Genomic DNA, 15,216 nt, shown 5'->3' with positions numbered 1-15,216 from the left:
GCCCGACGGGCCGGCCGTGACCCCTGTCCGAGGCGACATACCCGATACCGGCCGCCCGGGCACCCCAGGGGCCGCCGCCCCTGCCGGGGGCGACCTGGCCGCCCCCGACTACCAGGGCACCGCACGCACCACCGACCCCGCCGGAGGCGACCTGGCCAGCCCCGGCCGCCAGGGCACCGCCGACACCGCCCATCCCGCCGGTGCCGAACTGGCCGGCCCCGGCCGTGAGTGCACCGCCGGCACCGCCCATCCCGCCGGGGGCGACTTGGCTGGCCCCGGCCGGGAGGGCACCGCTCACACCGCCCATCCCGCCGGAGGCGACTTGGCTGGCCCCGGCCGCGAGTGCACCGCTCACACCGCCCATCCCGCCGGAGGCGATCTGGTCGGCCCCGGCCGCAAGGGCATCGCCGACACCGCCCATCCCGCCGGTGCCGAACTGGCTGGCCCCGGCCGCAAGGGCATCGCCGACACCGCCCATCTTGCCGGGTGTGACCTGGTCGGCCCCGGCCGCAAGGGCACCGCTCAAACTGCCCACCCCGCCGGTGTCGAACTGGCAGGCCCCGGCCGCAAGGGCACCGCTCACACCGCCCATCCCGCCGTAGGCGACCTGGCTGGCCCCGGCCGCAAGGGCACCGCTCACACCGCCCATCCCGCCGTAGGCGACCTGGCTGGCCCCGGCCGCAAGGGCATCGCTCACACCGCCCATCCCGCCGGAGGCGACCTCGCTGGCCCCGGCTACCAGGGCACGGCGCGCACCACCGACCCCGCCGGTGCCGAACTGGCCGACCCCGGTCGCAGGGGCACCGCCCACCCCGCCCACCCCGCCGGAGGCGACCTGGCGCGGCGGGCCACCGCCGATCCGCTGTTCCGGCTCGTCGCCTACGCCCTGGAGGCCGCGCACGGGAGGCCCCCGGCCGCGGTGTGGAGTGCCCCGTACGCCTTCCACCTCGGCTCGCCCGGGCTCGTCGCGGCGGCCGGCTGGCCCACGGCCGCCGCCGCGGCCCCGCGCGACGACGGGCTCGTGCGGCTGAGCTCCCTCGCCCACCCCGCCGACAGCTGCGATCTGCCGCTGACCCTGTCCGGGCCGCCGCCAGACGCCCCCGACTGGGCCGTGCGGCCGTACGCGGTGCTACGGGCGCTGGCCCGGGCCGGTCACGGCCGCGGCGGGACCGACCTGCACGTGCAGGGCTCGCTCACAGCGGCCGCCGGACTGGCCACGGCGGAGCCCACCGACTGCGCGATCGCACTGGCGGTGGCCGACGCGCACACCGGTCCGGAGCGGCAGCCGGACCGCGCGCAGGTGGCCCGGCTGCTGGCCGACGCCCTGCCCGACGGGGACGACGCACTGCGCCGGGCGGCGCTCTTCGGCCGGCCCGGCCGGGCGCTGCTGGTGGGCGCGGGGCCGAGGCGGCGGCAGCGGTACGTCGTCTTCGACCCGGCCGCTTCGGGCGCGCGGCTGGTGCTGCTGGCCGTACGCGGGGACCCGGCGGACCGGCCGGCGGAGCTGGCCCGGGCCGTGGCCCGGACGCGCCGGGCCGGGGCGTTGAGCGCCTGGCCGCCCGGGCAGCGGCCGGGGCGGAGCGTACTGGTGCTGCTGCCCGAGGCACGACTGGCGGCGGCGCGGGCCGCGGTCGCGGAGGACTTCCGCGGCCGGGGGCGGCCCGTACCGCGGTTCCTGAACATCGCCGTGGCCGGCGCGGCCCGGCGCGAGGAATGACACCACCCACACCCACACCCCACACCGAGGAGGAACCACCCATGTCCACGCCCACGCCCAGGCCCACGCCCACACCCAGGACGACCGCGAGACGCGGCGCGCGGCGGCGCTCCGCGATCGTGGCCGGACTCGGCGCGCTCGGCCTGCTGGGCGCCTTCACCGTGGCCAACTCCCAGGCGGCCGAGCCCGGTTCCGCCGTCAGGACGGCAGCTGCGGCCGCCTTGCCGGCGTACGACCACGTGGTGGTCGTCGTGTACGAGAACAAGCAGTACGGCGAGATCATCGGCAGCGCGAACGCCCCGTACATCAACCAGCTCGCCAACGGCGGAGCCAGCCTGACCGGTATGAAGGCGCTGACCCACCCCAGCCAGCCGAACTACTTCAACCTCTTCTCCGGCGCCACGCAGGGCATCACGGGCGACGGCTGCTACACCCCGCAGTCGATGACGGCGCCCAACCTCGGCCAGGAGCTGATCGCGGCCGGCAAGACCTTCGCGACGTACAACGAGGACCTGCCGAGCGAGGGTTCCACGGCCTGCACGAACGGTCAGTACGCGCAGAAGCACAACCCGTGGTTCGCCTTCAAGAACGTGCCGTTGAACACCGGCAAGACCTGGGCGCAGTTCCCCCAGAACAACTTCGCGGCCCTGCCGAACCTGTCGTTCGTGGTGCCCAACCAGTGCAACGACATGCACTCGTGCTCGGTCGGTACGGGTGACACTTGGACGAAGAACAACATCGACGCCTACGCGCAGTGGGCGAAGGCCAACAACAGCCTGCTGGTCCTGACATGGGACGAGGACAACTACCTCGGCTCCAACCAGATCGCCACTGTCTTCTACGGTGCGAACGTCAAGACGGGCAAGTACACCACCGCCTTCAACCACCACCACCTGCTGCGGACCTTCGAGGACCTGTTCGGCACGGCGACGCACGCCGGCAACGCGGCCAACGTCCAGCCGATCAGCGAGGTGTTCGTCACCGGCCCCACCCCGACCCCCACGCCCACGCCGACCCCCACGCCCACGCCGACCCCCACTCCGACTCCGACACCCACCCCTACACCCACCCCCACACCGACCACGGGTGATCTGAAACTGACCAACCCGGGCGCGCAGACCTGCAAGTTCAACCAGTCCTGCACCATCCAGCTCACCGCGACCGGCGGCACGTCCCCGATCCGCTACGCGGCCACGGGCCTGCCCTGGGGCATGACCGTCGACTCCGGCTCGGGCCGGATCAGCGGCAAGCCGTGGGCCGCCGGCACGATCCAGATCACCGCGACCGCCACCGACTCCGCCGGCGCGACCGTCACCGCGGCGTTCCCGCTCACCGTCAACTGGTTCTGAGGGAGACATCCGTGTACCTGTCGACCAGCCGTGCCGCGGACATCGCCGGGGACACCGCCGCCGCGCGAGGACCCCTGCGGGCCGTCCCCGGAACGGTGTTCGCCCTCGGCCTGGTCAGCCTGGTCACGGACATCTCCGCGGAGATGGTGACCGCGGTCCTGCCGCTGTACCTGGTGGCCGGACTCGGCATGTCCCCACTCGCGTTCGGCGCCCTGGACGGTCTCCACCAGGGCGCCACCGCGCTGCTGCGCCTCGTCGGCGCCCGGATCGCGGACCGCACCCGGCGCCGAAAACTCGTCGCGGGTACCGGCTACGCGCTCTCCGCCGTCTGCAAGGCGGCCCTGCTCGCCGCCACCACCCCCTGGTCGGTGGCGGCGGTGCTCGCCGCCGACCGCACCGGGAAGGGCCTGCGCACCGCCCCGCGCGACGCGCTGATCTCGCTGTCCTGCCCGCCGCAGGAGCAGGGCCGCGCCTTCGGGGTGCACCGCGCACTGGACACGGCGGGCGCGCTGCTGGGGCCGCTGGCCGCGTTCGGAGTGCTGTGGGTGGCGGTGGACGGGTACGACGCCGTGTTCACCGTGAGCTGCTGCGTCGCCGTACTGGGGGTGGTGCTGCTCGCCCTCTTCGTACGGGAGGCCCCCGCCCCCGCGCCCGCCCGGGCCCCACTGCCGCCCGTACGCACGCTCCTGCGGATCCCCGCCCTGCGGCGGCTCTGCCTGACCGCCGCCGTGCTCGGCCTGTTCACCGTCGGCGACGCCTTCCTCTATCTGCTGCTCCAGCGCCGGCTCGACCTGCCGGCCGCGTACTTTCCGCTGCTGCCCGTCGGCACGGCGGCCGTGTTCCTGCTGGCCGCCCTGCCCGCGGGGCGGTTCGCCGACCGGCTGGGCCGGCGCCGGGTCTTCCTCGGCGGGCACGTACTGCTGATCGGCGCGTTCCTGCTGCTCCTGGCCCCGGTGCCGGCCGGGCCCCCGCTCGTCATCTGCGTGCTCGCCCTGCTCGGCCTGTTCTACGCCGCCACCGACGGGGTGCTGATGGCCGCGGCCGGGTCCGTGCTCCCGGCCGAGCTGCGCGCCACGGGGCTCGCGGTACTCCAGACGGCGCAGGCCCTGGCCCGGTTCGCGGGTTCCCTGCTCTTCGGCGCGGCCTGGACCCTGTGGGGGCCGGACGCGGCGCTCGCCGCGGCGGCCGGCGGGCTGCTGCTGTCCCTTGCCGTGGCCGGCGTGCTCGCGGCGCTCGACAGGCCGGTGCCGGGCGAGCCCTTCGTAGGGCCCTCGTGATCAGCCCTCGTGATCAGCCCTCATCATCGGCCCTCATGGTCCGCGGGGGAGTGGAAGGATGATCCGGTGATCAGTCTTCTGCGTGCACCCATTGCCGCCCGGCTCCAACGGCTGGGCGACGAAGCGATGTTGGACCTGAGGCGTTCCCTGGACCGGCTCGGCATCGACCGGCCGATATCCGGCGCCGTCGAGTCCCTGGTTCGGTTCCATTCGAGAATGAACAAGCGGTGGTACCGGGGCAGGATCGCCGCGATGGTGCTGGCCTTCTGGGGCTACGTGTTCATTCCCGCGCTGGTGAAGAGCGGCTGGTACACCTTGGGCGAGGAGAAGGCCTTACGAAGACTCACGCCCGAGGCGCTGTGGAAGCTGCTCACGGAAACGAACTCCCTCGTGATGCTGATGTACGCCGTCGGCCTGATGCTCGTGTCCTGGGCGCTGGCCTGGATGCTGATCATCTTCGTCTCCTGGGGCCCGATCCTCGCGGCGTTCCTGCAAGGTTCGCCGTACGCGCGAGTCTTCTCCGACGCGTTCATCCACGAACGGCCGACCTCCTACAAGTCCCGGCTGCCGGGTTCGATCGCCAGGGCCATCGAGAGGTGCGCCACCGCTGCCGATACGGTGGGGGAGAAGCGGATCGAGGCCCTACGGGCGCTCTCCAAGTCCTTGGAACAGGTGGTGGACGACCTCATGCGGGCCGATCTGTCCCGGGGGTCGATCCCGTTGCGCTCCCACCGGAGGAAGGCGGCACGCCGGCACGCGGCGAGGGTGGCGGGGCGCCTGCGCGAGGTGGAGTGCGACCTGGACCGGGCCGCCGGCCCGGTCCTGGTGAAACTCGGCAACATCCTGCTGACCATCGCGGAACGGTACGCGGACGGGAGGCTCGGCGCGCTGCTCGATGAAGACCTGTCCGGCGTCGAGCCGGTGCGCTCGAGCCTGGGCAGGATCTGGCGGCCCGCCGGGGCAGTGCTGGTGATGGTGTCGGCGGTCTTCGCCGTGGCCGCCCTGGACCTCCCACAGGCCATCGAGGGATACGCCATCGCGGGAGCGGGCGCGCTGGTCCTGCTGATCTTTTACGGGCCGCAGGCAATCCTGGACGTCCGGCGACGCTGACGCCCCGGCCCACTTGCCGGAAGCCGCTGACCGCCGAGAGCCACCCGACCGCACCGGCAGGAGCCGTCGTCCACCCAGCCCGGGGGCTGACGGCGGGATCGACGCTGGACGCGCCGGCGCTGCCGCATGTTCCCGGCTCCGGGGCGGCCAGCCGTACGGCGGACCTGGCGGCCGCCGGTAGCCTCGCTCGGGTGATGGTGGGTACCGAAGGCACGAGGCTGGTCGTCCTGCGCGGGAACAGCGCCTCGGGCAAGTCGTCCGTCGCGGCAGGCCTCCGCGACCGTTTCGGCCGCGGCCTGGCCCTGGTCGGCCAGGACAACCTCCGCCGGGTCGTCCTACGGGAACACGACCGGCCCGGCGCGGCCAACATCGGCCTGATCGACACCGTCGCCCGCTACGCCCTCGGCGCCGGCTACCACGTCGTCGTCGAAGGCATCCTCTACGCCGACCACTACGGCGACATGCTCGCCCAACTACGCGCCGACCACCGCGGACCCACCCACGGCTTCTACCTGCACGTCCCGTTCGAGGAGACCCTCGCCCGCCACGCCACCAAGCCGCAGGCCGCCGAATACGGCGAGGCGGAGATGCGCGACTGGTACCGGAACCTCGATCTACTGCCCGGCGGCGCAGAGACCGTCATCGGCGCCGACAGCACACTCCCGCAGACCGTCGACCGCATCCTGCTCGACAGCGGCCTGGCCGGACATCCCGCACGAGAGCGCTGACAGCACGGGGCACCGGCGCGTGGACTGTGTGCGTCCGTATGGCGGTGAGACCGAGCCGGGTCCAGCCGTGGTGACGTCGTCCTCAACGGCGACTTCGCCGGGCGGAGGCGCAGGTGAGCTGTAGCGCGCTCCTACCACCGTGGTAGCGGCAGCAGTTCCACCACGGGAGCCAGCGCGTCGGCGAGGACCGGCTGGGCGGGGCCTGCCAGCAGTCCGACGGCGAGTGCGACGGTCAGGCACAGGTGCCGGTTGGGGGTCGAGGGGAGGTGGCGGCGCAGGTTCGCCAGGTAGACAACCGCCGCGGTGATCAGCGGCGGGCCGACCACGACGACCCACGGCGGCACCGTGCCCAGCGTCACCTTCGCCTCCGTCGACCGGGCAAGGGCGATGGCGCATGCCGCGACGGCCAGGCTCAAGTCGATCAGGTGCGGCACCGCGGGGGGAACGGCAGCGGCGTCCATGAACGCACGGAACCGGAAGCAGGCGAACAGCACCACCACGGACAGGAGCGTGAGGTCGAAGCCGAGCAGCCCTTCGACGGAAGGTTCGTCGGCGGCCGCCGCGTAGACGCCGCTCAGCACGGAGCCGACCAGGGTGAAGAGGAGCAGCAAACCCACGAACGCCATCACCACGGCCGCCGCCCCGGGCCGCCCCTGCCGCCCGGCGAGCCGCGCCGAGACCTTCACGCCCAGCAGGACGTACGCGCACCCCGCCATCATCGTCAGGCCGACGAAGAGCACAGCGTTCTCGGCATCGTCGCCGGTCAGCAGCAGTACCCCTACCGAGGCGGCGATGGCCATCGACAGACCCACGACGAGCCCGAGCAGGATCTTGAACGGTTCGACCAGGGCGCGCCAAGGCGTCCGCGAAAGCAGCCCGAAGGTGATCCAGAAGACGACGAGCAGCACCACGTGCGTGAGGATCGCCAGCGTCACGACCTGAGTCAGACGCTCCGTGCCCAGCGCCGTGAGCGCGTCGCTCAGCGGCCGCGACTGCTCCTGCCCGTACAGGCCGTACGCGAGGCCGAACAGGACGAACGAGATGACGGTGGAGAGTTTGCCCGGGTCGCGCCAGAATTTGCTCTCGATCTGGGTCCGCGTGAACGACACGACGGCACTCCCGGCCGTCACCGCGGCGCGCGCGGCACCGACGGCCAACCGGACCACGATGACGCCGATGAGGACGAGGATGATGACGCGCAGGGTGTCGACACTGATGTGCAGCCCGCCTTGAGCGAGCAACTCGACGCACGCGCCGAGTAGTTCGTCGAATTGACTCACCGTGTCAGGGTAGGGGTATCCGGCCTCCGTCCGTGGCCGGATACCGCACCCGCCGGTGGCCGGCCGGCGGAGCGCACCGACAGGTCAGGCGCTCCGCAGTCCCGGCCGAAGGCCGTGGACAGATACGAGCCCGCACGTCCCGTCGCGCGAGCCCCGACGCCCTCCGCGACGGGCGATCCGTGGGCTCAGATGCGCCCGCAGGTACCAGGGCCGACACCGTTGCAACCGGAGGAGTTGAACAGCGTGCTGCTGTAGCCGGGTTGCCACCTGACCCGGTTGGACATCGACTGGCGCCCTGCGGAAGCTGGGCACGCGCCGCCGCTCCGCGCTCGCCGCCCTGGCGCCGGGGGAGTACCGGCTGAGTACCGGCTGAACCTTGCCCAGGTTGCCTGACCGACGGGGTCCGCGCCCCGACCGCCGTGCTCCACCGACACCAAGAACGGACCGGTTCGCCCACCAGTCGCAGCCGGCGCCGCATGGGGACGCTCCGCCACCGCCCCGCACCACCCTCAGGGACCACGTGCCCCACCGACCACCGAGTCGGCAACTCCCCTGCCCAGACGCATACTTGTGCGCACCCGCTCCGCCCGGCACTCTGGCGGCCGTACGGCCAACCCCTCACACGGTCGACGAAAGGTCCAGGTGCACCAGGGATGAGAGCTCTCCGCCTATTACCCGCCGCCCTGCTCGCCGCAGGCCTGTTGATCGCCCCGGGACCCGCCGCGCACGCCACCACCGCGGTGGACGGCACGCCCGAGGGCTGGATCGTCGTACTGAAGGACCAGGCCGCCGCCCGGATGGCGCCCGCCACCATCGCCCGCGACCTCGTCGGCCGTCGGCCCGGCGCCCGGCTGGGCCACGTCTACCAGGCGGCGCTGCACGGTTTCTCCGCCCGTATGACACCGGCCCAGGCCCGGCAACTGGCCGCCGACCCCCGGGTCGCCCACGTCCAGCCGGACACCCCGTTGACGGTGGCCGCCGAGGCCACGCAGGACGCCCGGGCCACCCAGCTGAACGCCCCCTGGGGCCTGGACCGCATCGACCAGCGCCGGCTCCCGCTGTCGACGACGTACACCTACCGCACTACATCCCCCGGCGTCCGGATCTACGTCATCGACACGGGACTGCGGGTCTCGCACGCCGAGTTCGGTGGCCGCGCCTCGGTCGGCGTCGACACCGTCGGCGACGGCCGGCTGGGCGACGACTGCCACGGCCACGGCACCCACGTCGGCGGGATCGCCGCGGGCACCACGTACGGTGTCGCCAAGCAGGCGCGGCTCGTCGCGGTCCGCGTGCTCAACTGCCAGGGCGCCGCCAGCACCTCCGGGGTCATCGCCGGTATCGACTGGGTCACCGCGAACGCGGTGAAGCCGGCCGTGGCCAACATGAGCCTGGGCGGAGCCGCCAGCGTCGCGCTCGACACCGCCGTCCGTAACTCCATCGCCTCCGGCATCACCTACACGGCGTCCGCCGGCAGCTCCGCCCAGCCCGACGGCGCCTGCACCACCTCCCCGGCCCGGGTCCCCGAGGTGATCAGCGTCGGCGCCACGGACCGCACCGACCGCAAGGCGTCCTCCTCCAACTACGGCAACTGCGTGGCCCTGTTCGCCCCGGGCGTGGCCATCACGTCCGCCTGGCACACCGGCGACACCGCGAGCGCCACCCTGAGCGGTACCTCGATGGCCACCACGCACACCACCGGTGCCGTCGCCCTGCACCTCGGCCTCCGCCCGGCGGACACACCCGCGCAGGTCAAGTCGGCCCTGGTCGCCGGCGCCACCACCGGCGTCCTCCAGGGCACCCCGCCTCCCTCCCCGAACCGGCTGCTGTACACGCTCTACTGACCGCCGCCGAATCCGGAACCGGCCTTGCCCTGGCTGATCATCACGCGTCGACATCACGGACGGACCAGAGCGCGTCCCACGTCAGCCCCTCTGCCGATGTGGCTCTGGGGGCCCGTCGGGAAACGACGGCGCCCAGGCCGACATCGAGCTCACCGCGGCCGCAGGCCCAGTTTGAGAGATGCGGGACGAAACAACGCGGCCGGTCTCCGGTCCACCCGGTCGGCGCACGGGCTGCCGCTGAGGCCCCGCCGCACGGCCGTCCCGTGCCGCCGGGGCAGCCCATGGGGTGGGCCGTGAAGCAGCCACCAGGCGGCTGGCGAGGATATCGACGAGCGCCGCGCTGACGACGTCCCGATGTGGCTTCCCCGCGCGAGGGTGGATCTCAGTCGCGAGAGCGGGTGGGTACGGGAAGCTGGCCCGCGACGATCGCGGCGAGGGAGAGTCCGAACCCCGCACATTGGATCGGACCGAATGTCTGGCCGAGCAGGACGGCGCAGAGGGCGGCGGCGACCAGCGGCGAGAGCAGGACGAGAACCGCGACAGAGTTGACGGGCAATGTGGTGACGCCGCGGAACCACAGGACGTAGGCGATCAGACCGCCGACCAGACCAAGCCAGAGGTATCCCAGGGCGGCCGTCAGCTCGACTGAGGGAGGTGGCGGCCCCTCAGCAAGAAAGGTGACGGGCACCAGGAACAGGCCCCCGGCGGTGAGTTGCCATCCCGCGAAAGCGGTGGGACTGGCCTCGGCCGGACGTCCCCAGCGCTTGGTGAGCGTCACGCCGAGCGCCATCGTGGCCGCGCTGCCGAGGCCCGCCACGATGCCGACGAGGTTGAGTGCCGCATTCGGCCCCATCACTACCAAGCCGACGCCGACCACGCCGGTCAGTCCCCAGGCCAGGCGCCAAGCGGACAGGCGCTCGCGGAGGACTGTCACGGCCAGGACGGCGACGATGAGCGGCTGGGCCGCCGCCAGGGTGGCGGCAACGCCTCCCGGCAGGCGTTCGGCCGCGATGAACAGCAGCGGGAAGAGGAGTCCGATGTTCAGCACGCCCAGCGTGGCGGCTTTCCCCCACCACGCTCCGCGCGGCAGCATCCGGGTGATCGCCAGCGCGATCAGGCCGGCGGGCAACGCACGCAGAAGTCCCGCGAACAGTGGGTGTCCCGGCGGGAGAAGCTCGGTGGTGACGACATAGGTCGTGCCCCACGCCACGGGAGGGAGCGCCGTCGCCGGGTGCGGCTGACACCGGCCGGTGCGGCGTTCCTTCCCGCCGCCCGCCAGTGCCTGGACGCCGCCGAGCGCGCAGCCGCTGAGGTCGCCGCAGCCGTCGGCGAGGTACGCGGACGGCTCGCCGTGGGCCTGATCCCGACCGTCGCCGCGGTCGACATCCCGGCTGCGCTGCGTGACTTCCGCCGGGCAGTACCCACATGTGCGTATCGGCCTGCGGGTGGGCGCGAGCGAGGACCTCGTCGAGCAGGTCGAGCAAGGAGCCATCGACGTGGCCTTCCTCGGGCTGCCGACCACAGCGCGGCCTCAAGGTGTCGCCGCCCACGAACTGGCCCGTGACCGACTCGTCGCCGGGGTCGCGCCCGACCATCCACTCGCCGAGGAATCAGCGGTCGACCTTCGCAGGCTTTCTTCCGAGGTGTTCGTAGACCTTCCGGCCGGCACGGCGGGACGTGTCCAATCCGACCAAGCTTTCTCAGCCGCTGGTCTCAGCCGCGACGTCGCCTTCGAAGTGACCACCGTGGACTTCATCATGGCTCGACTGGTGGGGCAGGGCCTCGGGATCGCCATGCTCCCCTCCGCCTACGTGCCTCAGCTCACCGGCGTAACCGCCATCGAGGTCACTGACGCGCCGACCCGCGTCGAATACGTCATCCGGAGCCGCGTCACCCGCACGCCCGCGGCCACCGCCTTCCTCGCCACTCTCGACATCCCGTCGGAACCGCGCACCGGGCCTCCGCGTCTGTCGCGGGCATGAGGGGAAATCAATGAGACGGACCACGGGTACGAATGCGGAGGCCGGGGGCGCCGCCGGATGCCTCGTCGCCGGCCTCGGCGCGACGACCGCGGTGCTCGTGTGGGCGCCGCGGGCCGCGTTCAGTATCGACGGTGGCTTCGAGGGCCATGCCCGTGACCTGAGCGTGCTCTTCGTCGATCTGCCGCTCATCGTGCTCGGCGGCACGCTGATCCCGCTCTCGGCCTGGGCTCTGGCCACGCGATGGGGGCAGCGCCCCTGGGTCGCGGCACTTGCGGCCGTGGCCACGCTCGCGCTCGGCGTGTGGGGCCTCACCGAGTGGTGGACCCCCCGCCAGCACCCGGACCCCGGCTACGGACCCGGAATCTGACCCCGGCGACAGACGGCCCCCTGCCGTCCCCTACCGTCCCCGACCTCCGCCGGCCCTGGTCGCCGGACCAGGGCCGGCGGGCCGCCTCGATGCCGAACGTGGCCTTCAGAGTGCGCTGCTGCTCCTGCGCGAAGTGCTCGCCGCCGTAGAAGACCTTGCGCAGGTCTCCGTACGCGCGCAGCGCGTCCGCCTCCGCGTGCAGCAGCTGCCACACGTAGGAGGGCATTCCGAAGAGGGTGTCGGCCCCGTGGCCGATGATGGCCCGGGCCGTCACCCGGGACCAGACGGGGGCGTGCACAGCGTCCTGCGCGCACCATCAGCCGCGTAGCCGCGATCTCACGAACTCCGGCGGGCCACTACGGCGAGCCGGTCCGGCGGCAGTGCGGCACCCGAGCGGAACGCCTGGGCGAAGGCGGCCGGGCCGAGGGCGGCGGTGGCTGCCGCCGTGATGCGGTCCACGTCGGTGCGCTCGGCCGGGGGGAGCGGGGCGCCGGACGTGTCACGGGCGGTGTGGGCGCCGCCGAGGAGCAGCGCTCCGTCGGCGGGGTAGCCCGCGAGGACTGCCGCGCCCGCGAGCCCTTCGAGCGACAGCGCCAGGGCGCGCGGCTGCGCCAGGGTCATGGCGGTGTCCAGCCCGCGCAGGTGGTGTTCGCGTGCCCCCGGGGCGTCGCCGCGCAACTCGGCGGTGAAGCCGAGTTCCGCCGCCAGAAGATGCTCGCCGATCGCGGAGGACACATCGGCGTCGCGGATGCGCAGGAGGTGGGCCTCGGCCGCGTCCAGGTCCCCCGAGCGGCGCGAACCGAGGGCCAGGCCCATCAGGGCGTGGATCTCCCCGTACTTGTACCCCTGGGCCGTGGACAGGCGCAGGGCCCTCTCGTGCAGGGCGCGGGCGCGGTCCCAGTCGTGGGCGAGGAGGGCCAGGCGGCCCAGGCTGGACAGCCGGGCGGCGACCTCCGCCTCCAGGCCGAGGTCTTCGGCGATACGCAGACCCTCGGTGTGCAGCCGGGTGGCCCGTGGGTAGTCGCCCTTGATCTCGGCCAGGCTTGCCAGGGCCGGGACCGTCTGGAGTTCGCCCCACCTGTCCCCGAGCTCACGGAACAGCGCGGCGCCGCGCTCGCCGTCCTGCCGGATGGTCGTCAGGTCCCCGCGGTGGTGGGCCAGGGTGGCGCGCAGGGCGAGTGTCGCGGCGACGCCCCACCGGTCATCGGCCGCCGTGAACAGCGCGTGGGCACGCTCGTTGGCCTGCTCGCTCGCCTCGGGGTCGCCCGCCTGGGCCAGGGCGTACGCCGACAGCCACACGAAGAGCCCCTGCGTGCCGTCTTCCACCCGCGTCTTCGCCCCAGCAGACTGCGCTGCCGTCGTCAGGAGCGCGAAACTCCGCTCCAGCAGCGGCAGTTCGCGGATCTCCGACAGGGCGCGGTGGGCCTCGGTCAGGCGGCCGCGCACCAGCCACCACCAGGTGAGGGCGGTGGCGAGGCGGGCCGCGTCGGGCGTCCCGGCCGCCGTCGCGCGGGCCGTACGCAGGTTCGCGGCCTCAGCGTCGAGGCGGGCGAGCCAGGTGCGCTGGTCGGGGCCGCGAAGATGCCGGTCGGCGGCTTCGGCCAGTGCGAGGTAGTGGCCCAGGTGTCGGGCCCGCACGGCAGGACCTTCTCCGGACTCCGCCAGTCGCTCCTGGGCATAAGCCGATACCGATTCCAGCAACCGGAAGCGCCCGTTCCCAGGAACGATCAGCGAACGGTCGACCAGGCGCGTAACGAGGTCGAGCACGTCCTGACGGGCTATGCCGTCGCCCGCGCAGACCTCCTCCGCCGCGTCGAGGGCGCAGCCGTCGGGGTGGACGGACAGGCGGGCGAGGACGGTCCGCTCGGGCGCACTGAGCAGCTCCCAACTCCAGTCGATCACCGCGCGCAGGGTCTGCTGGCGTGCCGGGACGCCGCGTCGGCCGGCGCCGAGGAGACGGAACCGGTCGCCCAGGCGGGCGGAGAGCTCTTCGAGACCAAGGGCGCGGACCCGGGTCGCGGCGAGTTCGAGGGCCAAGGGGATACCGTCCAGGCGCGCGCAGAGCTCGGCGACGAGGGCAGCCGAGGACTCCGTGACGGTGAAGCCGGGGGACGCCTCCTTGGCCCGCGCCGTGAAAAGTTCCGCGGCGGCGTCCGGGGCGAGGGGGCCGACGGGGACCACGACCTCACCGGAGAGGGCCAGCGGCTCCTGGCTCGTGGCCAGGACGCGCAGTGCGGGCGCTGCGGCCAGGAGGCCGGCGGTGAGCTCGGCCACCGCGTCCACCACGTGCTCGCAGTTGTCGAGGATGAGCAGGGTCCGCCGGTCACGCAGCGCGGGTGCGAGCCGTGCGGGGTCGCGGATTCCGAGGACCGCCGAGACGGCCTGGGCGAGGTCGGCCGCGTCGCCGCGCAGGCCGGCGAGTTCGACGAGCCGGACTTCGTCGGGGGCTTCGTTCGGCACGTCGTCCGGGACTCCGTCGGGGGCGGCCCCCGCGAGACGGCCGGCCGCCTCGATCGCGAGGCGGGTCTTGCCGACGCCGCCGGGGCCGGTGAGCGTGACCAGGCGGGCCCCGGTGAGGAGGTTCGCGAGGGCGTCGAGCGCGTCGCCGCGGCCGATCAGTGACGTCAGCGGGGCGGGAAGGTTCGACTCGGCGGTTCTGTCAGGCTCTCCCCGGCCCTCCCTCCGCCGCTGTCCCAGTCCCCGTCCCCGTCCCCGTCCCTTGCCTCGTTCCTCTTCCTCTTCCTCTCCTGGCCCTTCGCCGTGCGTCGCGCCCGCGCTCCCAGAGCCCGCCGGCTGCCGCTGGTCGGGCGTCAGAGAGGCGTCCTGGCGCAGGATCGAGGCGTGCAGGGCGGTCAGTTCGGGGCTCGGGTCGAGGCCGAGTTCCTCCGCGAGGCGCTCGCGCAGGTCCGCGTACGCGATCAGGGCCTCCTGCGTGCGCCCCGCGCGGTAGAGGGCGAGCAGGTGGAGGGCGCGCAGCCGCTCACGCAGCGGATGCCGGGCCACCAGGTCGGCGAGTTCCCCGCTCAGCAGGACGTGATCGCCCGCATCGAGGCGGGCCTGTGTCCATTCCTCCAGGACGGCGATCCGCTGCTCCTCCAGTCCTTGCGCGGCCGCCCGTACGAAGTCCTCGTCCGCGAGGTCGGCGTACGCCGGTCCCCGCCACATTGCGAGCGCATCGGTGAGCAGGTCCGCCCGGGCCTGCGGGTCGGTGACGCCTCGGGCCCGCTCCGCCAGGGACCGGAACCTGCCCGCGTCGATCTCGTCCCGCGTATCCGCGTCCACGCGCAGGCGGTAGCCGGGCGGCTGACGCACCACGCGGTCCCGGCCGATGGCCCGGCGCAGTTGGGAGACCTTGGCCTGGAGGGCGTTGGCGGGGTTCCCCGGCAATGCCCGGCCCCACAGGTCGTCGATGAGCCGCTCCGCGGAGACGGTCCGTCCTTCGTGCAGGAGGAGGTCGGCCAGCAGCGCTCGGACTTTCGCCTCCGGCACTCTGACCGGTTTCCCCTCGTCGTCCCACACCGCCAGTGGACCGAGCACCCCGAACCGCATGTGGATCACCGTA

At 73.2% G+C, this 15,216-nt stretch carries 11 protein-coding genes and 1 pseudogene; 8 read left to right on the top strand and 4 right to left on the bottom strand.

What is annotated here, in order from left to right; genetic code table 11:
• Nucleotides 1-16 precede the first annotated feature (16 nt).
• The 5 genes from MTF65_RS03415 (at nucleotide 17) to MTF65_RS03390 (ending at nucleotide 6,181) form a co-directional block, all read left to right on the top strand.
• Entirely contained in the window at nucleotides 17-1,717 is a 1,701-nt protein-coding gene (locus MTF65_RS03415; RefSeq protein ID WP_243626688.1) for a hypothetical protein, read from the top strand.
• 41 nt (nucleotides 1,718-1,758) lie between these two features.
• Nucleotides 1,759-3,066 (top strand): alkaline phosphatase family protein, encoded by a 1,308-nt coding sequence (locus MTF65_RS30430; protein ID WP_308407095.1) that lies wholly within the window; start codon nucleotides 1,759-1,761, stop codon nucleotides 3,064-3,066.
• Nucleotides 3,067-3,077: 11 nt separating this feature from the next.
• Nucleotides 3,078-4,343, top strand: coding sequence for an MFS transporter (locus MTF65_RS03400; RefSeq protein ID WP_374207146.1), 1,266 nt, complete (start codon nucleotides 3,078-3,080; stop codon nucleotides 4,341-4,343).
• Nucleotides 4,344-4,409: 66 nt separating this feature from the next.
• On the top strand, nucleotides 4,410-5,453 hold the full coding sequence (locus MTF65_RS03395; RefSeq protein WP_243626687.1) for a hypothetical protein: 1,044 nt from the start codon (nucleotides 4,410-4,412) through the stop codon (nucleotides 5,451-5,453).
• Between the two features lie 194 nt (nucleotides 5,454-5,647).
• Nucleotides 5,648-6,181 carry an AAA family ATPase gene (locus MTF65_RS03390; RefSeq protein WP_243626686.1) on the top strand — a complete coding sequence of 178 codons (534 nt, stop codon included), beginning with the start codon at nucleotides 5,648-5,650 and terminating at the stop codon, nucleotides 6,179-6,181.
• 131 nt (nucleotides 6,182-6,312) lie between these two features.
• On the opposite strand, the gene MTF65_RS03385 is transcribed toward MTF65_RS03390, so the two are convergent.
• Nucleotides 6,313-7,461, bottom strand: a complete 1,149-nt coding sequence (locus tag MTF65_RS03385) for a hypothetical protein (RefSeq protein ID WP_243626685.1) — start codon at nucleotides 7,459-7,461, stop codon at nucleotides 6,313-6,315.
• Between the two features lie 653 nt (nucleotides 7,462-8,114).
• Between MTF65_RS03385 and MTF65_RS03380 the strand changes: the two genes are divergently transcribed.
• A complete protein-coding gene (locus MTF65_RS03380) occupies nucleotides 8,115-9,305 on the top strand; it encodes a S8 family peptidase (protein WP_243626684.1) in 1,191 nt (396 codons plus the stop codon).
• A gap of 382 nt (nucleotides 9,306-9,687) precedes the next feature.
• Here MTF65_RS03380 and MTF65_RS03375 read toward each other — a convergent pair whose 3' ends face one another.
• Nucleotides 9,688-10,515 (bottom strand): EamA family transporter, encoded by an 828-nt coding sequence (locus tag MTF65_RS03375; protein ID WP_243626683.1) that lies wholly within the window; start codon nucleotides 10,513-10,515, stop codon nucleotides 9,688-9,690.
• A 15-nt stretch (nucleotides 10,516-10,530) separates the two neighbouring features.
• On the opposite strand from MTF65_RS03375, the pseudogene MTF65_RS03370 reads away from it, so the two are divergent.
• Both MTF65_RS03370 and MTF65_RS03365 read left to right on the top strand, forming a co-directional pair.
• Nucleotides 10,531-11,287, top strand: a pseudogene (locus MTF65_RS03370) (LysR substrate-binding domain-containing protein); the annotation flags it as partial.
• 10 nt (nucleotides 11,288-11,297) lie between these two features.
• On the top strand, nucleotides 11,298-11,654 hold the full coding sequence (locus MTF65_RS03365; protein ID WP_243626682.1) for a hypothetical protein: 357 nt from the start codon (nucleotides 11,298-11,300) through the stop codon (nucleotides 11,652-11,654).
• Here the strand turns inward: MTF65_RS03365 and MTF65_RS03360 are convergent.
• Nucleotides 11,596-11,952, bottom strand: coding sequence for a hypothetical protein (locus MTF65_RS03360; protein ID WP_243626681.1), 357 nt, complete (start codon nucleotides 11,950-11,952; stop codon nucleotides 11,596-11,598). The genes MTF65_RS03365 and MTF65_RS03360 overlap by 59 nt on opposite strands.
• A 38-nt stretch (nucleotides 11,953-11,990) precedes the next feature.
• Nucleotides 11,991-15,203, bottom strand: coding sequence for a BTAD domain-containing putative transcriptional regulator (locus MTF65_RS03355; protein ID WP_243626680.1), 3,213 nt, complete (start codon nucleotides 15,201-15,203; stop codon nucleotides 11,991-11,993).
• Between the last annotated feature and the right edge of the window lie 13 nt (nucleotides 15,204-15,216).

The organism is Streptomyces sp. APSN-46.1 (assembly GCF_022815725.1).
GTDB lineage: Bacteria > Actinomycetota > Actinomycetes > Streptomycetales > Streptomycetaceae > Streptomyces.
The sequence above is the reverse complement of the archived record's forward strand: the minus strand, read 5'-3'. Positions and strand labels throughout refer to the sequence as shown.